Below are 24224 nucleotides of genomic sequence, written 5' to 3' on the forward strand. Positions count from 1 at the left end.
TGGATTATAAAATGACTGAATGTTGAATGAGCGCATTTGGGTGATTGAATTTTAACAAATTTTGCCCGTTTTTTGTAGGTTAAGCTAGTTCATTTGCTCGCTCATTAATTTAAAACCCGCTCATTTATTTTAATCGAGATTTTTGCCATTTATATAAGGTAAAATTCTAATTTTGTAATGCTTATAGTAAACAGTTAATAATGGATAAATTATCTTATCTTAATGGCGCAAACGCCGAATATATAGAGTCTTTATATCAATCATATCAACAAGATCCCGGGTCTGTTGAATTTGGCTGGCAGAAATTTTTCGAAGGTTTTGATTTTGGAAGAGGATCGGAGGCTCCTGCAGTAACGGCAGAAACGCCTGAACAATTTTTAAAAGAAGTTAATGTTTTAAACCTGATTGATGGCTATCGTAGCCGTGGGCACTTATTTACGCATACCAATCCGGTTCGCGAAAGACGTAAACATTTGCCAACATTAGATCTGGCAAATTTTGGCTTGTCGGATGCGGATTTAGAAACCGTTTTCAACTCTGGTGTGGAGATTGGTATTGGTGCCGCAAAATTGAAAGATATTGTAGCCTTTTTAAAACAAACCTACGCACACTCTATCGGTGCAGAATATAAATTTTTACGTACACCGGAAGTGTTGAACTGGATTCAGCAAAAAATGGAAAGTGCACGTAATACGCCTAATTTCTCAATTGAAGAAAAAAACGCATTCTTCGGAAATTAAACGAAGCGGTAAGTTTCGAAAATTTCTTAGGTACGAAATTCTTGGGGCAAAAACGTTTCTCTTTAGAAGGAGCAGAAGCTTTAATTCCGGCTTTAGATTCAGTAATCGAAAAAGGTGCTGAACTGGGTATTGAAGAATTTGTAATTGGTATGGCTCACCGCGGTCGTTTAAATGTGTTGGCCAATATCATGCAAAAAACATATAAAGATATTTTTGCTGAGTTTGAAGGTAAAAGCTACAACCCGGATACCCCTTTTGGTGGCGACGTAAAATACCACCTGGGTTATTCTACAGATGTGACTACCGTTTCGGGTAAAAGTGTTCACTTAAGTTTATGCCCTAATCCATCGCACTTAGAAACGGTTGATGGTGTGGTAGAAGGCATGAGCCGCTCGAAAATCGATTTCAAATATGGTGGCGATAACAGTCGGTTAGCGCCAATTTTGATTCACGGTGATGCATCAGTTGCCGGACAGGGTATTGTGTATGAAGTAATTCAGATGGCAGGCCTTGAAGGTTATAAAACCGGTGGAACCATTCACCTGGTAATTAATAACCAGATTGGTTTTACCACCAATTATAAAGATGCCCGTACAAGTACTTATTGTACCGACATTGCTAAAGTTACTTTGTCTCCGGTTTTCCATGTCAATGGTGATGATCCTGAGGCTTTGGTTTATGCAATTAACCTGGCAATGGAATACCGTCAGAAATATAAAAACGATGTTTTTATTGATATCCTTTGCTACCGCCGTTTCGGTCACAATGAGTCTGATGAGCCTAAGTTCACCCAGCCTTTATTATACAAAACAATCGAAAAACACCCTAATCCAAGGGAAATTTATATCGAGCAGTTAACTAAAGAAGGTAAGTTGGAAGCTGGTTTGGCAAAAGAAATGGAAAAAGATTTCCGTGGTATTTTGCAGGAACGTTTAAACGAAGCTAAAGAGTTTGTTGCGGGTAATGCTGAAGTTAAATTTGGTGGTGCATGGGCAGATTTGCGTATGGCAACGCCGAAAGATTTCGAATCTTCTCCGGTTACTGCAGTTAAAAAATCTACTTTGTTAGAAATTGGTAAACGCATTACTGCTTTACCATCAAATAAAAAGTTCTTCAAAAAAATTGAAAAATTATTTGTTGAACGGAGTAAAATGGTTAACGAAACCAATGTTTTCGATTGGGCAATGGGCGAGCAGCTGGCTTATGGTACTTTGTTATCAGAAGGTAAACGTGTGCGTTTAAGTGGCCAGGATGTGGAACGTGGTACTTTCTCTCACCGTCATGCCGTTTTAACGCTTGAAGACAGCGAGGAAGAATATGTACCATTGGCAAACATTTCTGATCAGCAGGCACCATTTGATATTTACAATTCACACTTATCAGAATATGGCGTTTTAGGTTTCGAATATGGTTATGCCATGGCAAATCCAAATGCATTAACCATCTGGGAAGCTCAATTTGGAGATTTCTTTAATGGGGCACAAATTGTTGTGGATCAGTATATTGCAAGTGCTGAAACTAAATGGCAACGCGAAAACGGTTTAGTGATGTTATTGCCTCACGGTTACGAAGGGCAAGGACCAGAGCACTCATCAGCGCGTATTGAGCGTTTTATGGAGCTTTGTGCCGATTACAACATGCAGGTAACCAATTGTACTACTCCGGCAAACTTCTTCCACGTATTGCGCCGTCAGTTTAAACGCGATTTCCGTAAACCATTGGTGGTATTTACACCTAAAAGTTTATTGCGCCACCCGGCTTGTGTATCTAAATTAGAAGAATTTACCGAAGGTGGTTTTAAAGAGGTAATTGATGATGTAAATGCTAAAGTTGCAGATGTAACTCGTATTGTTTTCTGCAGCGGTAAAATTTACTATGAATTGTTGGAGAAACAACAGGCTGATAAAATCAAACATGTAGCCCTGGTTCGTGTAGAGCAGTTGTATCCGACTCCGGTTGATCAGATGGAGGCCGTCCAGACAAAATATAAAAATGCAAAAGAAATTTTCTGGGTGCAGGAAGAACCAGAGAACATGGGCGCATGGCCATATTTGTTCCGCAGGTTATACAAAACCGCATTAAAAGGTATTGATGTAATTTCGAGAAGAGAGAGCAGCAGTACGGCTACAGGTTTTGCAAAACAACATGCTAACCAACAGGCTTATATTTTGGCAAAAGCTTTAGAACTTCCTATTAAACAGGAAGAAGTAAAGGAAGCGACCAAAAAGGCCAGTAAAAAAATGGCAGAAGCGGATTAGAAGTAGAAGGTTCCAGGGTTTAAGGTATGGGATTTAAGTAATCCACAATTTTAAACTTTAAATCTTAAAACATAATAACAACAAAAATTACAATTTTAAAAATATGAGTTTAGAGATAAAAGTTCCACCTGTTGGTGAATCGATAACCGAAGTTGTTTTATCACGTTGGATAAAAAACGATGGCGATGTTGTTGAAATGGATGAAGTTATTGCCGAATTAGAATCGGATAAAGCAACATTCGAATTAACTGCAGAACAAGCTGGAACTTTAAAAACCATAGCAGCCGAAGGCGATACTTTAGCCATTGGTGCAGTAGTTTGTAAAATTGAAGATGGTGGTGCAGTCCCAGCGAAAGCTGATGCGCCAAAGGCTGAAGAAAAGGCTGTTGTTGCTGAAGATAAAATTGCGGCTCCAGTTACCGAAAAAGCAGGCGAAAGTTATGCTACAGGAAGTCCTTCTCCTGCTGCTGGTAAAATTCTTGCAGAAAAAGGAATTGATGCTGCTGCGGTAAAAGGTACTGGTGTTGATGGTCGTATTACCAAAGATGATGCGGTGAAAGCGGAAGTGGGTAAAAAACCAGAAGCACCCAAAGCTAGTGCTCCGGTTGTAACTGCTGCTCCTGCAGGTAGTCGTGGCGAGCGTCGTGAGAAAATGTCGCCACTGCGTAGAACGGTTGCAAAACGTTTGGTTGCCGTTAAAAATGAAACTGCAATGTTAACCACTTTCAACGAGGTTAACATGAAACCAATTATGGATTTACGCGGAAAATATAAAGATCAGTTTAAAGAGAAATTTGGTGTTGGTTTAGGTTTTATGAGCTTTTTCACAAAAGCAGTTACCGAAGCATTAAAAGATTTCCCGGCGGTTAATGGTCGTATTGAAGGTGAAGAATTGGTATACAATGATTTCGCCGATATTTCTATCGCTGTTTCTGCGCCGAAAGGTTTAGTGGTTCCGGTGATCCGTAATGCAGAAAGCATGACTTTAGCTCAGATTGAAAAATCGGTGTTAGAATTGGCTTTAAAGGCACGTGATAGTAAATTAACCATTGAAGAAATGACTGGTGGAACATTCACCATTACTAACGGTGGCGTTTTTGGTTCAATGATGTCGACTCCGATTATCAACGCACCACAATCGGCTATTTTAGGTATGCACAACATCGTTGAGCGTCCGGTAGCTGAAAAAGGTGAGGTGGTCATCCGTCCGATGATGTATGTTGCTTTATCTTACGATCACAGAATTATCGACGGACGTGAGTCAGTTGGTTTCCTGGTTCGTGTGAAACAATTGTTAGAAGATCCAGCTAGATTATTATTAGGTATCTAACCCCTAAATCCTCTAAAGGGAACTTAAATTTTTATAGAAAGTCAAGATAAAGAAGTCAAGTTTTAATGGCCAATGTGCTGGAAAAACTTGACTTCTTTTTATACCCGAAAAATGAAATTAACGTTCAACTTAAAATTTCTTTTCATTTTTTTAGCGATATTCCTTATCGAAATTTTAATCGCTAAATATCTTCACGATGCATTTATCCGGCCTTTTGGTGGTGATGTTTTAGTGGTTGTATTAATTTATGCCTTCTTTAGAATATTCTTAACTACCAATAATAAAAGACTTGCTTTAGGTGTATTGATTTTCTCTTTTGTTATCGAATTTTTACAGGCCATTCATTATGTAAATTGGTTGGGCCTGCAGGATAATAAGTTCTGGAGTGTTGTGTTGGGAACTTATTTTTCTGTTTATGATCTGCTTGCTTATTTTGTTGGATACCTGATCTGTTTGTGTTTTAAGGATTAAGATAATACTTTTCTTATTTAGAAAGTGCTTTAATCGGTTTCAGATCCAGTTGTTTAAACTCTACTTCACTACCTTCTGCCTGTAGAGCAATCTGTCCGCTGCTTGCCGTACAGTTTGCACCATAATTTACTAATGTGCCGTTTACCCAAACCTTCACTTCTTTGTTTAAACACTGAATAATCATGGTATTCCATTCGCCAACAGGTTTTTCACTATCGTCTGTTAAATTTTTAATCCGGCGCAGTTTATCGCCGTTTACACCCCAGTTTTCTTTCGGGCCGCGTCTGGCTACCATATCTGGTACGGTAATGTCTTCTTCAATACACCAAAAATCGCCGGCATCTTTATGTTGCATCTGAACTTCCAGCGATTTTGGAAACATACCGTACAGTGCCCGTGGGGTTGAGGCATGTACCAAAACGCCACAGTTGCCAGGTTTGCCTGCAAAGCGGTATTTTACTGTTAACTGGTAATTTTTATAAATTTTATCGGTTATTAAATGTCCGCCTGGCGTTCCTAAACTTACCAGCATACCATTACGTACAATAAACGGATTAATGGTATCGGGCTTTTTGTCCATTGCAGGTACATCTATATGCCAGCCGTTTAAATTTTTTCCGTTAAAAAGGCTTTTTGAGCAAATGCTGAGCTGCTCAGTGTAATGAGCAATAAAAGGGCATAGTAGCGTTTCATGATATCTGGTTTTTGTATTCCAAATATATTTTAAAAAATGATGAAATAATAGTGGTCAGAATAAAGTATAGGGAAATAGTGTAAATGGTTGTCATCCTGAATGAAATGAAGGATCTTTATGAGTGGTACACTTCTGCATTTCTTTGATTAAGATTCTTCACTGCGTTCAGAATGACAGTGAGGCTCCAACTTCAAGATCTGGTCTTAGCGTCCTCGCTAAGACTCCAATTTCAGTAATTCTTCGTATGGATTTCCCTCAAGCCCTAACAGTTTAGCAAAGGCCGGTTCTGTTTTATAACCTTGCTTTTTTAAGGAGATAATTTCCTGTCTGAATGCTTCTCCTTTTTCTAAAAGTAATTTATATTCGATTAACATGTGGCGGTAAGCATTCTGTTGCATCGTCGGCCTGTTTTGTCCGAATATTTCAATCTCAAAATCCTCAATTTTAAATGTCGCTTTGATTGCATCGAATTTGATACTTTCGGTAACCGAGAAATCTTTTTCGGGGCCAAAAATGGCCATTATTTGGTCGATAAATTCATCGTTATCATATACTTCGCAGATGATATCCAGATCACTGTTTTCAATATCGATATTGATTGGTATGGTGCCCACTAGTATCGGATGATAGAAAGCAAGTTTTTCTAAAATCTTATTATCCATTAAAACCTGATAAGCTTTTACCTGTTTTTCGTTGCCAAATTGGAGATAAGATATATCGAGGAAGTTGATCATCATTCTTTTATATTTAGCTTTAGGCCGGTGAGCCACCGACCTTTGGATTCGGATTTTTTCTGTGAGCCTATTGCTTAATAAACTCTTGTTGGTTGGTGTGACACCAACCAATAGATAATTTTCTTTCCTGCACTACCCAATTTACTAAACCCGATAGGATGAATGCCAATGCGTTTTGGTACTGCCTGATTTTTCTGATGAAACGCAGTTAAACACGGGACTTCATTGGCAGTAAGGATAGCGGGAACAGACTTAAATATTTGCTGCTGTACCTGCTTTCCAAATGAATTTAAGGTATGTTCTCCTTTTGGTCGGTGTTGACACCAACAATAGAATTTATAAAATGATGACTTAATAAAAAAAAGCCCATCTCAGTTATGAAATGGGTAGTTATTTAAGTTAAGATGCTGAAACAAGTTCCAGCATGACGATTTGGTAATTTAATCTTCTACAATTTCGCTGTTGATGCTTACATCATCCTTTACATCTTCTTTAAAGTAGTTTTTTTGGAAGATGAGGATCAATATCACGCCAACCGAAATGGCTGCGTCTGCAAGGTTAAAAACAGGTCTGAAGAAAACAAACTCTTCACCTCCCCAAATCGGTAGCCAGGTAGGGAAGTGACCTTCTGCAATCGGAAAGTAGAACATATCTACCACTCGGCCGTGGAACCAGCTTTCGTAACCATAAATCTTTCCATAAAACACCGAATCGATGATGTTTCCTAATGCGCCAGAAAAAATCAGTGCTACGTTTAGGATTAAACCGCGGTGATATTTATGTTTAATCAGATAATGTAAACCATAACCAATACCAGCTACAGCAGCAATACGGAAAAGTGATAAGGCTAATTTTCCAAATTCGCCACCAAACTCCATACCGAAAGCCATGCCATTATTTTCGGTAAAATGGATAATAAACCATTTACCAATGATATGGAACTCCTGGCCCAGGTACATGTGTGTTTTAACCCAGGTTTTTACCAGCTGGTCGGCCAGTAAAACCAAAAAGATAACAATTAAAGGTTTTGTATAGCCTTTCATTAACTCTGCTTTAATTTAGCTTCCATGCTTAAGGTAGCATGAGGAACAGCACGTAAACGCTCTTTTTGGATTAATTTTCCGGTTTCGCGGCAAATACCATAAGTTTTGTTCTCGATACGCACCAATGCGTTCTCCAGGTTATCGATAAATTTTTTCTGACGGGCAGCCAATTGATTGATCTGCTCTTTTTCCATCGTTGCCGAACCATCTTCCAATGTTTTGTAAGCACCTGAAGTATCTTCAGTTCCATTTGCATTAGGGTTACTCAAAGAGGTGGTTAAAGAGTTAAGTTCCTCTTTCGCCATGCGTAATTTATCTTGAATTAATTCTTTAAATTCCTGTAATTCACTGTCTGAGTAGCGTGTTTTGTTGCTGTTTTCCATGTTTTTAATTTAGTTTTCTAATATATGGATTTATATTTTAGTTACTGAAATGCTTAACTCAACATCGTCGATAACGATTTTGTTTGCATTATTTACAGTATCTGTTAATTCAAATTCATCGGCCAATATTTCCGCGCAAATATAGTCCTTGTTTTTAGCAACTGCATGAGCTACCAAATTATCATTTTGTAACGAAACTTTAATCCTGTCGGTTACTTCAAAGTTTAATTCTTTTCGTAAATTCTGGATGCGGTTAACCAGTTCGCGCGAAATACCTTCTTGCTTTAATTCTTCCGAAATGGTCACATCCAAAGCAACCGTTAGGCTGCCCAGATTGGTTACCTGCCATCCCGGAATATCTTCGGCAAAAACTTCTACATCGTCATTTAAATTAATGGTAAATTCTTCTCCGTTGCTTCCAATTACGATAATGAAACCGTCATTTTCTAAACGCTGGATATCATCCTGATTTGAATTTTCTAAAGCCTGTTTAACGAGGCTCATGTCTTTTCCAACCTTTTTACCCAACGATTTGAAGTTCGGTTTAAGCTTTTTCTTTACGATACCATGTGTATCGGTAATGAACTCGATATGTTTCACATTCGTTTCAGAAAGGATATAATCCGCAACCTTTGATATTTTTTGTTCGAAATCGCCACTTAACGATGGGATTAAGATTTTCTCAAGTGGTTGACGCACATTGATGCCCGATTTTTTACGTAATGATAAAATCATTGATGAAATATCCTGTGCGTAAACCATACGCTCATTCAAATCGGTATCAATCAAACTCTGGTCAGCCTCTTTCCATAAAGTTAAGTGAACAGACTGCTCTGCGTATGCATCGGTAACAGTTAAGTTTCTATATAACCAATCAGCGAAGAAAGGCGCAACAGGACTCATTAACTGTGCTAAGGTTTCTAAACAGGTATATAATGTTTCGTAAGCTGCACGTTTATCATCGGTCATTTCGCCTTTCCAGAAACGACGGCGACTTAACCTGATGTACCAGTTACTCAAATGTTCATCAACAAAAGCCTGAATAGCACGGGTTGCTTTCGTTGGCTCGTATGTGTTATAACTTTCATCAACTTCGTTAATTAAGGTTTGCAACAACGATAAAATCCAACGGTCTAATTCCGTTCTGTCTTCCACTTTGCTTAAATTGTTTTTATCGATCTCGAATTTATCGATATTGGCATACAGGGCAAAGAAAGCATAGGTATTGTAAAGCGTTCCGAAGAATTTACGGCGAACTTCAGCAATTCCATCAATGTCAAATTTCAGGTTATCCCAGGGATTTGCATTCGAAATCATGTACCAACGCGTTGCATCAGCACCATATTCGTTTATAGTTTGGAATGGATCAGCAGCATTGCCTAAACGTTTAGACATTTTTTGTCCGTTTTTGTCTAGTACAAGTCCATTTGAAACTACATTCTTGTACGCTACTTTATCAAAAACTAATGTAGAGATTGCATGTAGGGTATAAAACCAGCCACGGGTTTGGTCTACACCTTCGGCAATAAAATCTGCTGGAAAATCTTCATTTCCATCGATTGTTTCTTTGTTTTCAAAAGGGTAGTGCCACTGGGCATAAGGCATAGCACCAGAGTCAAACCAAACATCAATTAAATCACTTTCGCGACTCATCGGTTTACCTGATGGAGATACTAAAACAATTTTGTCGACCACATTTTTATGTAAATCGATCAAATCATAGTTCTCTTCAGACATGTTCCCGATTTCGAATCCCTTAAAAGGATTTTCTTTCTGGAAACCAGCTGCTATAGATTTTTCAATGGCATTATAAAGTTCCTCGACAGAGCCAATTAACACTTCTTCTTTTTTATCTTCAGTTCTCCAGATTGGCAAAGGAATTCCCCAATATCTCGAACGTGATAAATTCCAGTCGTTAGCGTTTTTTAGCCAGTTTCCAAAACGACCTTCGCCAGTCGATTTTGGTTTCCAGTTAATGGTTTCATTAAGGTCGAACATTCTGTCTTTAACATCTGTAACTTTAATAAACCACGAATCTAAAGGATAATACAAAAGTGGTTCATCAGTTCTCCAGCTGTGTGGGTAACTGTGAACGTATTTTTCTACTTTAAAAGCTTTATTTTCTTCCTTTAATAAAATGGCGATTTCTACATCAACCGATTTTTCAGGTGCTTCGCCAGCGTTGTAATATTCGTTCTTTACATATTTGCCTGCAAAAGGGCCAACATGTTTGGTAAATTTACCCTGTAAATCTACTAATGGAACAGGGGTATCATTTTCGTCTAATACCAGCATTGGCGGTACTTCAGGAGTAGCTTCTTTAGCTACTTTAGCATCATCTGCACCAAAAGTAGGGGCGGTATGCACAATACCAGTACCATCTTCTGTAGTTACAAAATCTCCTGAAATTACCCTAAATGCATTTTCAGAATTTTGGTATGGCAATGCGTAAGTTAAAAGTTGTTCATATCTAATGCCAACCAACTCACTTCCTTTGCATTCCGCAAGTATTTGATAGGGGATTTTTTTATCGCCAGTTTTAAAATTTGTAAAATCTTCAACTTCATTGCTTTCAAAGAAAATTTTACTAAACTGCTTGCCAACCAGGTTTTTTGCCAGAATTACATTTGTCGGCAAGAATGTATATTGGTTAAACGTTTTGATTAAAACATAGTCGATTTTTGGCCCAACCGTTAAAGCAGTGTTTGATGGTAAAGTCCATGGTGTAGTGGTCCATGCCATCAGGTAAATATCTCCAAATGCTTGTAAAAAAGATGGTAACGTATTTGTTATCGCCTTAAATTGAGCAACAATCGTTGTATCTGTAACATCCCGGTAAGCGCCAGGCTGATTGACCTCATGCGAACTCAATCCTGTTCCGGCTTTAGGCGAATAGGGTTGGATAGTATAACCTTTGTAGATTAATCCTTTATCATAAATCTGCTTTAAAAGCCACCACACCGACTCCATGTATTTCGACTTATAGGTAATGTATGGATCATCCATATCTACCCAATAGCCCATTTTTTCAGTCAGCTCGTTCCACACATCAGTGTAGCGCATTACTGTTTTTTTACAAGCTTCATTATAATCTTCAATAGAAATAGTTTTACCAATATCTTCTTTAGTAATTCCTAGTTCCTTTTCGGTTCCAAGCTCAACCGGCAGGCCATGCGTATCCCAACCAGCTTTTCTTTTAACCTGATAACCCTTAATTGTTTTATAGCGGCAAAAAATATCTTTAATTGCACGCGCCATTACATGGTGAATCCCCGGCATGCCATTGGCAGACGGTGGGCCTTCGTAAAAAGTAAACGGATTAGATTTAGGGCGCGAAGAAATGCTTTTTTCAAAGATGTTTTCTTTTTTCCAAAAATCTAATATTTCCTGCCCTATTTTGGCAAGTTCCAGTTGTTTAAATTCGCTATACATCAATCAAGTACCTCAAAAAATTAAGGTTGCAAAGTTAACAGAATTGACTGAATTTTGGTAGTTTTGATGTAAATACTTTTAACGTGAAATTATTTAATATCGGGCTTACACTGATGATTGTAGCTGTAATTGCTTTGCCAATTGTTGCGGTTATCAATCCATCTAACCGTGATTTTGTGCTTTATGCATTTTATTTCTGCGGCCTGCTCGAACTAATTGGGCTCATCATTGTTTTAATCCATATTGTAACACTAAAAAGAAAGAATCCATGATCAAGCTGTTAAAATTGCAGAAAGCCGTTTTCGTACTGGTAGCTGGCCTACTTTCTTTTATTGCCTATAAAATTTTAGATGCTTACGAAGTAAAAGGAAGTATCTATTTCCAAATGCTGGCCGGCGTACTCATTATCATTGGTGCATTGTGGTTGTTATATCCAATTTTATTCGCCAAAAAGGATAATGATGGCAATGCCGAAATCATTACCGATCCAACGGTGGAAGTTCCGGTAGATGAAGAGGATAAAAAGCCAGCGACTGAATAGACCTCACCCTATCTACGCTTTTTGCTTTATCATCTGTCTGTTCGGTCCCTCTCCTCGAGGAGAGGGATGCATAGTTTCTGCGTTTAACCACTAATTTGCATAGGGAGAGGTTTTGGAAAGCAAGGCCTGTAATCATTTTAATGTTCATCCTGCTGTACGCTTGTCCCGATGAAAAATCGGGATCGCTACCATCAGGTTTAGGTAACTTGGGTCTGTGTAAGAAGTAGGGAGGCTTTCTTTACATCGCTAGCTAGGCCTCTTTGAGCTTACGTGTTCTTAAATGTCTTATATGGTTTTAAAAAAGGTTTTTGGAAAGCAAGGCCTGTCATCATTTTAATGTTCGTCCTGCTGTACGCTTGTCCCGATGAAAAATCGGGATCGCTGCCATCAGGTTTAGGTAACTTGGGTCTGTGTAAGAAATAAGCGGCTCCTACCCAAAGGCATTAAATATTTTCAAAAAAAATAAATCTACATAGGGGTAAATCTCTTGTGAGTTGTAATAGCTCTAAATTAACAAATAGAGATATTATGATTCCTGCATTAATTATTTGGCTCTGTAAGAAATATCTTGCTCCAAAAACCTACAAAACATTCTCGTCTAAAAGCCCAATCAATCCAAAAAGTGTTGCTTCGGTGCTCTTTCTTATCTGTTCATTTTCATCGGCTTTTGCGCAGCAAAGTAAATTTAACATCAAGCGCAATGGCGAAGTAATCGGTCAGCTATATTTTCAGCAAAAAGACGATGGCGATAATGTTTATCTAAAAATAACTTCGAAAGTACAAACCCGTTTTGTTTTCAAAATAGATGTTGAAACGGAAGATGTTGCCCATTTCAAAAATGGCAAACTGCTTACTTCAAACGTAAACAGGGTTGTAAATGGCAGCGCCAAAGAAGTTAAGAAAACAAACTTGATCAATAATGCCTATCAAATTAAAACCGGCAATAAAACCAGTACGCTCAACCAGCCAATCAGTTATAATATGATGCTTTTATATGCGAAAGAGCCTGTAAATATCCCGGAAATTTATTCCGATAACTTTCAATGTTTTATTCCCATTCAAAAAAATGGTGCACATCAGTATAGAATCAATCTTCCCGACGGTAACTATAACGATTACCATTTCGAAAACGGGATCTGTAAACTGGTGGTCGTAAATCATTCATTGTACACCATCCGGATGGAAAGGGTTTAATATGGAAGTAGTAGCAAATAAATACCTAAAGGTTTTGGTTACCGGAGCGTCGGGCTTTATCGGTCGAAAATTAAGTTTTGCCCTGGCAGAAATGGGTTTCGAGGTGATTGCACTTTGCCGAAATATAAAACATCCATTTTTGATTCAACATAGAAACATCCGGTTTGTAAAAGGTGATATTTTGGACCTTGTAAGTTTAGAACATGCAATGGAAGATTGTTACCAGGTTTACCATACCGCGGCCATGGCCAAAATGTGGTGTAAAAATGAGCAGGATTTTTACGATGTAAATGTAATCGGAACCAGAAATGTACTCAGTTGTGCTTTAAAACTGGGGGTCGGGCGGGTAGTGCATACTTCAACCTGTGGGGTATGGGGACCAACTTTAAATTTGCCGGTTTCGGAGAACGACCCCCGGGCGGTTGGTTTCCCGATCAGTTACGAACGCACAAAATACCTGGCCGAGCTGGAGGTAAGAGAATTTGTAAAAAAGGGACTGGAAGTGGTGATTGTAAATCCATCGAGGGTATACGGTGACGGACCAATTACCGATAGCAATACGGTGAGTAAAATGGTTACAGGCTACATTAACGGTACCTGGCATTTTATTCCAGGTGATGGAAAATCAATAGCCAATTATGCTTTTGTTGATGATGTGGTAGATGGGCATATCGCCGCTATGCAAAATGGAAGAAACGGTGAACGGTATATTTTAGGTGGAACTGATGTCTCATTTAACGGCTTTTTCAATACTTTAAAGCAGCTAACAGGTAAACAGCAGGTTTTATATAAAATCCCGGTCAGCATTATTAAAGCCTATAGTTTGCTGGAGTCGATCAAAACTAGGCTGTTTGACCTTACGCCGTTTTTCCTGCCAGAATTTGCAGATAGATTGAAATGCAATCAGCAATACTCAAGCAATAAAGCCATTGCCGAACTGAATTACAGGATTACGCCTTTTGCGGTGGGTTTGGGAAAAACCATTAATCATTTCAGTATAATTAAAAACAACATTAACCACAGATGAAAAGGATGCACACAGATAGGATTTTAATGCTTAGCACCCAGATCTGTGTAAATCTGTGGTTGAAAATTAAAGTATTTAAAATGAAACAGTTAACAGTATTAATTACAGGAGCAAGTGAGGGTTTGGGCAAATCTTTTGCCATTGAATCAGCCAAACGCGGCCTCGGGCTGGTATTGGTTTCGCTACCTAACAGTGGCTTAGAGCATTTGGCAAATTATCTTCGTGTAAATTTTAACAGCAAAGTTTTGTGCATTGAGCTCGATTTGACCAAAAACGATGCAGCAATCGAAATATTTGAAAAACTAAAGGAACGGAAAATTGAGGTCAACGTTTTGATTAATAACGCAGGTTTGGGAAACTGGAGTTGGTTTGAAGATAAAAATGTAGATTTTTACCGGACACAGATTGATCTTAACATTACGAATACCGTGCTGCTTACCCGTTTGTTTTTAAACCATATCGATAAAAACGCAGCAAGTTATATTTTAAACGTGGGGAGTTTAGGTGGTCACTTTATCATTCCTAAAAAACAGGTTTATGGGGCAACTAAGTCGTTTATAGGTTATTTTACCCGTTGTTTACAGCTAGAGTTAAGCGGTACAAATGTGCATATTAGTTTACTCAGTCCTGGTGGCATTAACACCAAACCAGAATTATTGGTAATGAACAATGAACTTAAAGGTTTTGCCAAAGCGACTATTTTAGAAGCTGATTATGTAGCCAAAACAGCAATGGATGGTATGTTGAAAGGAAAAAAGAAATTATACCGGGTTTTGCGAATCGCATTTTGGTGTTGCTGGATAAAATTATACCAGGCTTTTTAAAAGAAATTATAATTAGGCGTAAATTGAAATCGATTTTAGCAGCATAGCGTGAAATATTAACCACGGATAAAAAGGATAAACACAGATAAATTTTTTGTTTAAAACTGGTTGGTTTAAGTAAACTATTGGTCAGTCTGAGCGCGTAGTCGAAGACTGTTTGAATAATGATTAAATGGGGCAACCCGCATCTTTGTTTATCTGTGCGCATCTGTGGTAAAAATGAAAACATTATAACAAGCTTGGAAAGTAACGATACCCATCTTATCGGATTAATTAAAAGCGGTAATAAACAGGCTTTCGACGAAGTGTTTTTAAAACATTTCAAAAGTCTGCATGCCTATGCTTTTACCATAATCAGAGAAAAAGATGATGCTGAAGAAATTGTTCAAAATGTGTTTGTGCGCATCTGGACAAAAAGGGATCAGCTTAAAGAAGATGGTTTTTTAAAATCTTTTCTTTACCGATCGGTACATAACGAAAGTTTAAACTATCTCAAACATCAAAAAGTGAGGTCAAATTTTAACATCCATTATGCCGATACGGTGAAAAACGATACAGGTAATTTAAATACAGAGATTATGGCAACAGAACTGGAAAAAAATATCCATTCGGCGATAAACGAACTACCTGAGAAGTGCCGGAATGTATTTCAGTTGAGCAGGTTCGACCAGATGAAATATCAGGAAATTGCCGACGCACTAAATATTTCGATCAAAACGGTAGAAAACCAGATGGGGAAAGCTTTAAAAATTTTACGCCTTAAGGTGGTCGATTTCCTGATCCTCGTTTTTATATTATTGAAATAAGCTTATGGATAAAAACTATACAAATATTAACGATGATTTGCTGGCAAAATACCTGCTTGGAGAGGCTAATATGCCCGAATGCGAGCAGGTTGAAGCCTGGGCATCATCCAATCCGGATCACCATAAACAGCTGGAGGATTTCAGGACGATACTGGAGAAAAGCAAACTTCAGATCGACCACTCTATAGACGAGCACCAGGCTTTGGAGAGGTTAAACATCCGTTTGCAGCGCGAGAAAAAATCAATTAATTATCCATTCGTTTTACGTTGGGTGGCGGTTGTTGCCATCATTTTTAGTGCGGGTTTATTCTTTTACAACAATTTAGTCGGCAATAAATTAAGCGTGAGCAGTGGCTTAAATACACTAACCCAGCTTTTGCCTGATGGTTCTACCGCGATACTGAATAAACAGTCTTCTATATCCTTTATCGGTGGTTTTTTTAATAAAACCCGTGATGTAAAATTAAAAGGGGAAGCATTTTTTAAAGTGAGTGCCGATAAATCGAAACCTTTTATCATCAGCATTAACGATGTTCAGGTAACTGTTGTAGGAACGGCATTTAATGTAAAAGGCGATGAAAAAGGAACCATCGTAATTGTAGAAAGTGGTATAGTTAAGGTGAATAACCAAAAAGATAGTGTGCGTTTAACTGCCGGGGAAAAAGTAGAAATTAACCAAAATCAGATGCATTTTACCAAAGGTGAAAATCAGGGCAAATTGTACAATTACTATTATACAAATGAGTTGGTTTGCGATGGAACACCGCTGGCTGACCTGGTTGCTGTACTCAATGAAAAATTTAAAAGCAATATCGTAATCGTGGATCCATCTTTAAAGGCACTCCCGATCAGTACTACTTTTAAAAACGAATCGCTTAAAGAAATCCTGAATGTAATAGCCGAAACTTTTAAAATAAAAGTGGAGTATGGGCAGAATGTGATTAAACTTAAATAATACCTATGCGTGCGCTCAAAATTACCGCTATTTTTTTCCTCATTTCCTGTTCTCTGGTAAAAGCACAATCTACTTTATCCAGAAATATTTCTCTCAATATAGAACGGCAGAAATTAAGTTTGGTTCTGGCTGCAATTGAAGAGAAAGGTGGCTTCAGATTTTCTTATAACAGCAATATATTGCCGCTTGATAGTTTGGTGAGTATTCACGAAAATAACCTGAACATTGCTGAGGCCCTGGATAAATTACTAAGCCATCGGTTCGAATACCGCCAATCGGGTAATTTTGTGATCATCAGGTATGCTCCGCTCGAACTGGTTCTACTGGTCAACGAATCAATTGGTAATCCAGAACTTTACACCATTTCCGGGCAAGTGGTGGATAAACAGACCAATAAACCGATCCAGGATGCCAGTATTTATGAAAAAACCTTGCTGGTTTCCGAAATATCCGATGGGAATGGTTACTTCTCAATGCGTTTGAAAAACATTACACACCCCATATCGCTCACCGTGAGCAAAGAAAATTACAAATCTACCATTACCCATTTTTTGGCCGAGGTAAACATAAGCAATAAAAAGGAAAGCCCGACTGAGCGATTTATCAGTGAAAATTTGGATGTTGTAGAAAATACCTGGCTGGGCAATGCCTTGGTTACAGCGCAACAAAAAATCCAGTCGATTAATATCGGTGGTTTTATTTCTAAAGCGCCTTTCCAGTTTTCACTGATTCCAAAATTAAACTCTCATGGCTCACTAAGCGGACAGGTGGTGAACAAATTTTCACTTAATGTAATCGGCGCTTATAGTGCGGGCGTAGATGGTGCGGAAATTGGTTTTGGCTTCAACATTGATAAAAGTGATGTCCAGTATTTTCAGTTTGCAGGAGGTTTTAATCTAGTTGGAGGAAATGTTCGTGGAATTCAAATTGCAGGTTTTTTTAATCACGTAAATGGTAATGTAAATGCCATGCAGATTGCGTTAGCTCACAACCATGTTAGTAAGGATTTTGAAGGCTTGCAAATAGGAGGTATATATAATAACGTTAAAAACAATTTTAAGGGAGCACAATTTTCTGTTGGCCTTAATACAATCGGCAGAACCTTAAAAGGCTGGCAAACAGGAGTATTTAATGTGGTTGGTCAAGATACTAAAGGAGTTCAGATTGGAGTTGGTGGGAACATCGTAAAAGGCAGAACCAGCGGAATACAGATTGGTGGAATTGCTAATGTCGACCAGGAAACAAGTGGATTAAATCTTGCTGTACTCGCCAATTTTACTTCAAAAACTGCCAGTGGACTGCAGGTTGGGGCAATTAATTATGCGAATAATTTAAAAGGAGTCCAGCTTGGGGTTTTAAATGTTTCTAACCGGAATGATGGTTATTCCATTGGCTTAATTAACGTTGCTTTAAACGGGTATCATAAATTCGGTTTCAGCACGAATGAAAGCACTACTTATAATGTACAGTATAAAGGAGGGAGCAAACGTTTGTACAACATATTGATGTTCGGCACAAACAAAAAATCAGCAGATAAAATATATACCGGCGGACTAGGTTTTGGAAAGGAAATGAAACTGTTTCGTAGTGTTTCATTAAACCCTGAAATCAGCAGTCAATATGTATATCAGGGCAGTTGGGATTACCTGAACCTATTAAATAAATTTGAACTGCCGATAAACATCAGGTTAAATAAATGGCTGGCCATTCAGGGTGGTCCATCGGTTAATGTGTATTACACCAGGCAAAACACTAGAATTGGAGAGTTTGATCTGTTACAGGAAAAACATCGGGATTTTACTTTTAAGGATTCGAGATATACTGGTTGGGTAGGTTGGAATGTTGGAATTGTTATTTTATAAAATGAGGCTGTCTCAAAAGTCTCTTTTTCAAAAGTTGTGCAAAATTAAAATTTGTCTCAAATCTTTAATAAGACCAAAAAGGGCAATTTTCTAAATTGAAAATTGCCCTTTTTACATTCGAGTCTGACCATTTTTGGTATTCTGCCAAATTAAATTCCGAGAAGGCTGTCTTGTTTTTATTTTTTGAGACAGCCTCATAATAATATCGTGTTAATTTAGGCTCCCAAAAATCCAGTCTCCAAACGCCCAACTCCTAACTGATCTTAATGGTCAAACTCACCAGCATTTTTCGCCGATTCCTCATCAGAAACTACTTTTCTTACTTTCTTTTTGTCTAACCATAAAACCAGTGCAGGCAATAACGTTAAATTGAAAATTAAAGCCACCAATAAAGTTATTGATAAAAGTAAACCCAGTACTACTGTACCTCCGAAGGTAGAAGCTGTGAAAATCCCAAAACCAAAGAATAAAATTAGGGCGATGTGCGTCATACTTACACCGGTTTCAGTAATGGTATCCGTAATTACTTTGGGTACACTGAAATTGGTTAAATTTAATTCCTGCTGATAACGTGTAAGGAAATAAATCGTCTGATCGGATGCCAGACCAAAGGCAATGGTGAAAATTAAAATGGTTGATGGTTTTAACGAAATGCCGAAATAGCCCATAATTCCTGCCGTAATAATTAAAGGAACAATGTTCGGAAGCAGGGAAATAAACATAATCCCCAAGCTCTTAAACTGCGCCAACCTTAAAAGCGATATTAATACAATGGCAAGTGCAATACTCTCCACCAAATGCCTTAACATGTAATCTGTTCCTTTCGAAAATATGATACTTGATCCGGTCAATTCTACATCAAATTTGGATGGAGGCAAAATGCTGTCAATACGCGGTTTTAGCTCAGCCATAATCGCATCCAACCGTTTCGAGCCCACATCAGCCATCTGGAAGCTGATCCTGGTGCTTTGATTCCCTTTGCTGATAAAGTTCGTCAACAGACTTGCATTTCCTTTTCCGCCGTTGGCGATGTACGCTAAAATAAAATTCTTTTCTAAGTTATCCGGTAAACGGAAAAAAGTTGAATCGTTATTGTAAAAAGCCTGAGTAGCATATTTCAATCCCATATTTACAGAAATGGAGCGAGAAAATTCAGGATAAGCCGAAATCATTTTTTCCAGTTTTTCCATTCTTTTCAGGTTGGTTAAATTGAAAACGCCGTTCTTTTTCTTGGTATCCACACTTACCTCTAAAGGTAAAATTCCCTCAAAATTTTTCTCAAAAAATTTAAGATCGGTTAAAATTTCAGAGTTTTTCGGAAGATCATCAACCACATATCCGTTAACGTTGATTTTCATTACTCCGATAAAAGCAATAATCGATATAATAATCGTTCCGATATAAATCAAGCCACTTTTATGCTGAACAAGGGTATCGGTTTTAACCAATAATTTATGCAGAAAACCTTCATCAATATGGGTTTGTGGTTTAAGTTTTGGTGCGGGTAAATAGCTGAAGATAATCGGGATTAAACATAAACACATTAACCAGGTAACCATCACATTGATAGAGGCCACACTACCAAACTGCATCAATAGCTCACTTCCGGTAAAATAAAGCACACCAAAACCAATGGCTGCGGTAATGTTTGCAATTAGAGTGGTAATGGCAATCCTTTCAATGGTAATGCTTAGCGCTTTCTGTTTGTCACCATGTTTGCGAAGTTCATTCTGGTATTTGTTCAGCAATAAAATACTGTTTGGAATACCAATAATTACAATCAGTGGTGGAATCAATCCTGTTAAAATAGTCAGTTCGAATCCGAATAATACCAAAGTACCGATGCTCCAGATTACGCCCATCACCACCACTAAAATAGGGAAGAATACGGCATAGAACTTTTTAAAGAAAAACAATAAGATCAGGGCCGAAACCAGGATCGATAAGCCCAGAAACAATACGAATTCGTTACTCACCAATTTACTTACTGCCGTACGGATATATGGCAAACCGGAAATATGCACCTTAATTTTGGTAGAAGCCTGGAAAGCTTTTGCCTTTGCCTCAATTTCTTTTAAAATAGGATTACGTTCGGCAGTATTTAAGATTTTGGTATCGAAAGTAATGGCCATTAAAGTAGCATTCTGATGGTTGTAAACCAGCCCTTCGAAAAACGGGTTGCTATAAATGGTATTCCTGATCGAATCCATTTCGGTGTCAGTTTTAACCAAACCGCCAGGAAGCGGTTTTAAAACAAATTTTTGATTTACAGTATCTTTTTCGAGTTGAAAAATGCGTCCTGAAGATAAGACCTGTTTAATACCCTTTAATTTCTGAATATCATTAGAAAGCTGAACCCATTGGTTGTATACTTCTTTTTAAAAATATCGGGCGATTGTATCCCCACCACCATTACACTCCCATCTTCACCAAAAGTCTTTTTAAAAGCATTGTATTTTACAAATGCGCTATCGGTAACTGGCAGGATTTTGCTTCCGGTATAGGAGAGTTTTACATTTTTGGCCTGATAAGCCATGAAAATTGTTCCTAACACGAAAAATACAATGATTGCGATACGATTCTGAAGAATAAATCTCGATAGCTTAACCCACATGTGCAGCTTAGTTTTAATAATATTAAAGGCAAAACTAATCTTATTTGTAAAACCTGATTACTTTTCGCACAATTAAATTTGCACAAATAACATACTTTTGAAAAAATTGTTTTAACCGGATGTTGCACAAAGTTAGAGGCATTGTTTTAAAGACTACAAATTATAGCGAAAGCAGTGTGGTAGTACAGGTGCTTACCGATAAATTCGGCATGCAATCTTACCTGATCAATGGGGTTAAAAAACCAAAGGCCAGGATTAAAATGAACATGTTGCAGTCGCTACATTTGTTGGATATGGTGGTTTATCATAAAACAAATACCAATATTCAACGGATATCGGAAGTTCGGCAAACGCCTGTTTTTAAAAGTATCCCTTATGATATGATTAAAACCAGCATCGTTATTTTTTTAAATGAGGTGCTGTATAAAAGTATCCGACAGCAATCGGCTGATGAAAGTTTATTCGATTACATTTTCAATTCGATAGCCTGGTTTGACGAAGTGGAAGAGATAAACCCAAATTTTCATTTATCCTTTTTATTAAAACTTACGAGGTTTTTAGGCTTTTCTCCTAACGGAAAAAGAAGGAACGATCAGATTTACTTTGATCTCCAGGAAGGGGAATTTACTTCACGGTTGCCGGTTCACTCCAATTATCTTCAATTAGATGATGCGACAGGTTTTATTTCGTTATTTGATTCACCGCTCGAAAAAATTTCTGAAATAAAGTTAAGCAATACCCAGCGGCGCTTTTTGTTAGATAAGATATTGGTTTTCTATACCTTACATACAGCCTCTTTTGGGGTGGTGCAATCGCATAAAATCCTCGAAATTTTATTAAGTTGAAAAAAAGAAAAAAAGATTTGCAGAACAGTTTTATAGCGCTATATTTGCATTCCCAAACGGAGGATGGGGCATTAAAGTTTGACAAAATTATCAAAGGGAAATTAGCTCAGCTGGTTCAGAGCACCTCGTTTACACCGAGGGGGTCGGGGGTTCGAACCCCTCATTTCCCACTAAGCCTTTCAGTATTCTGGAAGGCTTTTTTATCAAACTTTGACATACACCTGAAAAGGGAAATTAGCTCAGCTGGTTCAGAGCACCTCGTTTACACCGAGGGGGTCGGGGGTTCGAACCCCTCATTTCCCACCATTTAAAGCCTTTCAATTTATTGAGAGGCTTTTTTGCTATTAGTGAAATTAACTCATCTGTTTAGGGATCACCTTTATGCTGAGGGTCGTCCCGATTGGAATCGGGATCATTTCCCACCATTTAAAGCCTTTCAATTTATTGAGAGGCTTTTTTGCTATTAGTGAAATTAACTCATCTGTTTAGGGATCACCTTTATGCTGAGGGTCGTCCCGATTGGAATCGGGATCATTTCCCACCATTTAAAGCCTTTCAATTTATTGAGAGGCTTTTTTGCTATTAGTGAAATTAACTCATCTGTTTAGGGATCACCTTTATGTTGAGGGTCGTCCCGATTGGAATCGGGATCATTTCCCACCATTTAAAGCCTTTCAATTTATTGAGAGGCTTTTTTGCTATTAGTGAAATTAACTCATCTGTTTAGGGATCACCTTTATGCTGAGGGTCGTCCCGATTGGAATCGGGATCATTTCCCACCATTTAAAGCCTTTCAATTTATTGAGAGGCTTTTTTGCTATTAGTGAAATTAACTCATCTGTTTAGGGATCACCTTTATGCTGAGGGTCGTCCCGATTGGAATCGGGATCATTTCCCACCATTTAAAGCCTTTCAATTTATTGAGAGGCTTTTTTGCTATTAGTGAAGTTAACTCATCTGGTTTAGGGATCACCTTTATGCCGAGGGTCGTCCCGATTGGAATCGGGATCATTTCCCACCATTTAAAGCCTTTCAATTTATTGAGAGGCTTTTTTGCTATTAGTGAAATTAACTCATCTGGTTTAGGGATCACCTTTATGCCGAGGGTCGTCCCGATTGGAATCGGGATCATTTCCCACCATTTAAAGCCTTTCAATTTATTGAGAGGCTTTTTTGCTATTAGTGAAATTAACTCATCTGTTTAGGGATCACCTTTATGCTGAGGGTCGTCCCGATTGGAATCGGGATCATTTCCCACCATTTAAAGCCTTTCAATTTATTGAGAGGCTTTTTTGCTATTAGTGAAATTAACTCATCTGTTTAGGGATCACCTTTATGCTGAGGGTCGTCCCGATTGGAATCGGGATCATTTCCCACCATTTAAAGCCTTTCAATTTATTGAGAGGCTTTTTTGCTATTAGTGAAATTAACTCATCTGTTTAGGGATCACCTTTATGCTGAGGGTCGTCCCGATTGGAATCGGGATCATTTCCCACCATTTAAAGCCTTTCAATTTATTGAGAGGCTTTTTTGCTATTAGTGAAATTAACTCATCTGTTTAGGGATCACCTTTATGCTGAGGGTCGTCCCGATTGGAATCGGGATCATTTCCCACCATTTAAAGCCTTTCAATTTATTGAGAGGCTTTTTTGCTATTAGTGAAATTAACTCATCTGTTTAGGGATCACCTTTATGCTGAGGGTCGTCCCGATTGGAATCGGGATCATTTCCCACCATTTAAAGCCTTTCAATTTATTGAGAGGCTTTTTTGCTATTAGTGAAATTAACTCATCTGTTTAGGGATCACCTTTATGCTGAGGGTCGTCCCGATTGGAATCGGGATCATTTCCCACCATTTAAAGCCTTTCAATTTATTGAGAGGCTTTTTTGCTATTAGTGAAATTAACTCATCTGTTTAGGGATCACCTTTATGCTGAGGGTCGTCCCGATTGGAATCGGGATCATTTCCCACCATTTAAAGCCTTTCAATTTATTGAGAGGCTTTTTTGCTATTAGTGAAATTAACTCATCTGTTTAGGGATCACCTTTATGCTGAGGGTCGTCCCGATTGGAATCGGGATCATTTCCCACCATTTAAAGCCTTTCAATTTATTGAGAGGCTTTTTTGCTATTAGTGAAGTTAACTCATCTGGTTTAGGGATCACCTTTATGCCGAGGGTCGTCCCGATTGGAATCGGGATCATTTCCCACCATTTAAAGCCTTTCAATTTATTGAGAGGCTTTTTTGCTATTAGTGAAATTAACTCATCTGGTTTAGGGATCACCTTTATGCCGAGGGTCGTCCCGATTGGAATCGGGATCATTTCCCACCATTTAAAGCCTTTCAATTTATTGAGAGGCTTTTTTGCTATTAGTGAAATTAACTCATCTGTTTAGGGATCACCTTTATGCTGAGGGTCGTCCCGATTGGAATCGGGATCATTTCCCACCATTTAAAGCCTTTCAATTTA

20 protein-coding genes, 2 tRNA genes and 1 pseudogene are annotated in these 24224 nt (G+C 38.1%); 14 read left to right on the forward strand and 9 right to left on the reverse strand.

The genetic code is table 11. The features are described from left to right. The first annotated feature begins 200 nt into the window (after positions 1-200). From ACQ86H_RS04135 to ACQ86H_RS04145, 3 genes and pseudogenes are all read left to right on the forward strand, one after another. Positions 201-2998: pseudogene (locus ACQ86H_RS04135) on the forward strand (2-oxoglutarate dehydrogenase E1 component). Between the two features lie 103 nt (positions 2999-3101). After that, positions 3102-4328 (forward strand): 2-oxoglutarate dehydrogenase complex dihydrolipoyllysine-residue succinyltransferase, encoded by a 1227-nt coding sequence (gene odhB, locus ACQ86H_RS04140; protein WP_138818524.1) that lies wholly within the window; start codon positions 3102-3104, stop codon positions 4326-4328. A 111-nt stretch (positions 4329-4439) separates the two neighbouring features. Then, positions 4440-4799 carry a DUF2809 domain-containing protein gene (locus tag ACQ86H_RS04145; RefSeq protein ID WP_138818522.1) on the forward strand — a complete coding sequence of 120 codons (360 nt, stop codon included), beginning with the start codon at positions 4440-4442 and terminating at the stop codon, positions 4797-4799. Between the two features lie 13 nt (positions 4800-4812). Here the strand turns inward: ACQ86H_RS04145 and ACQ86H_RS04150 are convergent, their stop codons facing one another. The 5 genes from ACQ86H_RS04150 to ileS form a co-directional block, all read right to left on the reverse strand. Further along, positions 4813-5517, reverse strand: a complete 705-nt coding sequence (locus ACQ86H_RS04150; protein WP_431295333.1) for a 3-keto-disaccharide hydrolase — start codon at positions 5515-5517, stop codon at positions 4813-4815. 191 nt (positions 5518-5708) lie between these two features. Beyond that, the gene (locus tag ACQ86H_RS04155; protein ID WP_431293938.1) at positions 5709-6230 is read right to left on the reverse strand and encodes a DUF4269 domain-containing protein; all 522 of its coding nucleotides are present in this window, start codon (positions 6228-6230) and stop codon (positions 5709-5711) included. Positions 6231-6667: 437 nt separating this feature from the next. Next, on the reverse strand, positions 6668-7270 hold the full coding sequence (locus ACQ86H_RS04160; RefSeq protein WP_431293939.1) for a lipoprotein signal peptidase: 603 nt from the start codon (positions 7268-7270) through the stop codon (positions 6668-6670). After that, the gene (locus ACQ86H_RS04165; protein WP_025144123.1) at positions 7270-7653 is read right to left on the reverse strand and encodes a TraR/DksA family transcriptional regulator; all 384 of its coding nucleotides are present in this window, start codon (positions 7651-7653) and stop codon (positions 7270-7272) included. The genes ACQ86H_RS04160 and ACQ86H_RS04165 overlap by 1 nt, the downstream gene beginning before the upstream one ends. A 30-nt stretch (positions 7654-7683) precedes the next feature. Continuing rightward, on the reverse strand, positions 7684-11085 hold the full coding sequence (gene ileS, locus ACQ86H_RS04170; protein ID WP_431293940.1) for an isoleucine--tRNA ligase: 3402 nt from the start codon (positions 11083-11085) through the stop codon (positions 7684-7686). Between the two features lie 83 nt (positions 11086-11168). On the opposite strand from ileS, the gene ACQ86H_RS04175 reads away from it, so the two are divergent. From ACQ86H_RS04175 to ACQ86H_RS04210, 8 genes are all read left to right on the forward strand, one after another. Further along, on the forward strand, positions 11169-11357 hold the full coding sequence (locus tag ACQ86H_RS04175; RefSeq protein WP_138818515.1) for a hypothetical protein: 189 nt from the start codon (positions 11169-11171) through the stop codon (positions 11355-11357). Beyond that, the gene (locus tag ACQ86H_RS04180; protein WP_138818513.1) at positions 11354-11626 is read left to right on the forward strand and encodes an isoleucyl-tRNA synthetase; all 273 of its coding nucleotides are present in this window, start codon (positions 11354-11356) and stop codon (positions 11624-11626) included. The genes ACQ86H_RS04175 and ACQ86H_RS04180 overlap by 4 nt, the downstream gene beginning before the upstream one ends. Before the next feature lie 528 nt (positions 11627-12154). Further along, on the forward strand, positions 12155-12820 hold the full coding sequence (locus ACQ86H_RS04185; protein WP_431293941.1) for a DUF6134 family protein: 666 nt from the start codon (positions 12155-12157) through the stop codon (positions 12818-12820). Position 12821: 1 nt separating this feature from the next. Continuing rightward, on the forward strand, positions 12822-13847 hold the full coding sequence (locus ACQ86H_RS04190; RefSeq protein ID WP_431293942.1) for an NAD-dependent epimerase/dehydratase family protein: 1026 nt from the start codon (positions 12822-12824) through the stop codon (positions 13845-13847). A gap of 80 nt (positions 13848-13927) precedes the next feature. Continuing rightward, positions 13928-14671: an SDR family NAD(P)-dependent oxidoreductase gene (locus tag ACQ86H_RS04195; RefSeq protein ID WP_431293943.1), complete on the forward strand. Its 744-nt coding sequence runs from the start codon at positions 13928-13930 to the stop codon at positions 14669-14671. Between the two features lie 239 nt (positions 14672-14910). After that, complete coding sequence (locus ACQ86H_RS04200) at positions 14911-15477, forward strand: RNA polymerase sigma-70 factor (RefSeq protein WP_246862649.1); 567 nt, start codon at positions 14911-14913, stop codon at positions 15475-15477. A gap of 4 nt (positions 15478-15481) precedes the next feature. Next, the gene (locus ACQ86H_RS04205) at positions 15482-16432 is read left to right on the forward strand and encodes a FecR domain-containing protein (protein WP_431293944.1); all 951 of its coding nucleotides are present in this window, start codon (positions 15482-15484) and stop codon (positions 16430-16432) included. A 5-nt stretch (positions 16433-16437) separates the two neighbouring features. Continuing rightward, positions 16438-18294 (forward strand): STN and carboxypeptidase regulatory-like domain-containing protein, encoded by a 1857-nt coding sequence (locus tag ACQ86H_RS04210; RefSeq protein WP_431293945.1) that lies wholly within the window; start codon positions 16438-16440, stop codon positions 18292-18294. 263 nt (positions 18295-18557) lie between these two features. Here ACQ86H_RS04210 and ACQ86H_RS04215 read toward each other — a convergent pair whose 3' ends face one another. Both ACQ86H_RS04215 and ACQ86H_RS04220 read right to left on the reverse strand, forming a co-directional pair. Next, positions 18558-20525 (reverse strand): efflux RND transporter permease subunit, encoded by a 1968-nt coding sequence (locus ACQ86H_RS04215; RefSeq protein ID WP_431293946.1) that lies wholly within the window; start codon positions 20523-20525, stop codon positions 18558-18560. A 95-nt stretch (positions 20526-20620) separates the two neighbouring features. Further along, positions 20621-20908, reverse strand: a complete 288-nt coding sequence (locus tag ACQ86H_RS04220) for a hypothetical protein (protein WP_431293947.1) — start codon at positions 20906-20908, stop codon at positions 20621-20623. 119 nt (positions 20909-21027) lie between these two features. On the opposite strand from ACQ86H_RS04220, the gene recO reads away from it, so the two are divergent. The 3 genes from recO (at position 21028) to ACQ86H_RS04235 (ending at position 22059) form a co-directional block, all read left to right on the forward strand. Further along, positions 21028-21753 (forward strand): DNA repair protein RecO, encoded by a 726-nt coding sequence (gene recO, locus ACQ86H_RS04225; protein WP_138818502.1) that lies wholly within the window; start codon positions 21028-21030, stop codon positions 21751-21753. 95 nt (positions 21754-21848) lie between these two features. After that, positions 21849-21923 (forward strand) — tRNA-Val (locus ACQ86H_RS04230). A gap of 58 nt (positions 21924-21981) precedes the next feature. Continuing rightward, positions 21982-22059 (forward strand) — tRNA-Val (locus ACQ86H_RS04235). Positions 22060-22582: 523 nt separating this feature from the next. On the opposite strand, the gene ACQ86H_RS04240 is transcribed toward ACQ86H_RS04235, so the two are convergent. Together ACQ86H_RS04240 and ACQ86H_RS04245 are read right to left on the reverse strand one after the other, a co-directional pair. Beyond that, positions 22583-22909, reverse strand: coding sequence for a hypothetical protein (locus ACQ86H_RS04240; protein WP_431293948.1), 327 nt, complete (start codon positions 22907-22909; stop codon positions 22583-22585). An 865-nt stretch (positions 22910-23774) separates the two neighbouring features. After that, complete coding sequence (locus ACQ86H_RS04245; protein ID WP_431293948.1) at positions 23775-24101, reverse strand: hypothetical protein; 327 nt, start codon at positions 24099-24101, stop codon at positions 23775-23777. Positions 24102-24224: the final 123 nt, after the last annotated feature.

The sequence above is a fragment of the Pedobacter sp. P26 genome (assembly GCF_050632135.1).
In the GTDB taxonomy this organism is placed as follows: Bacteria; Bacteroidota; Bacteroidia; order Sphingobacteriales; family Sphingobacteriaceae; genus Pedobacter.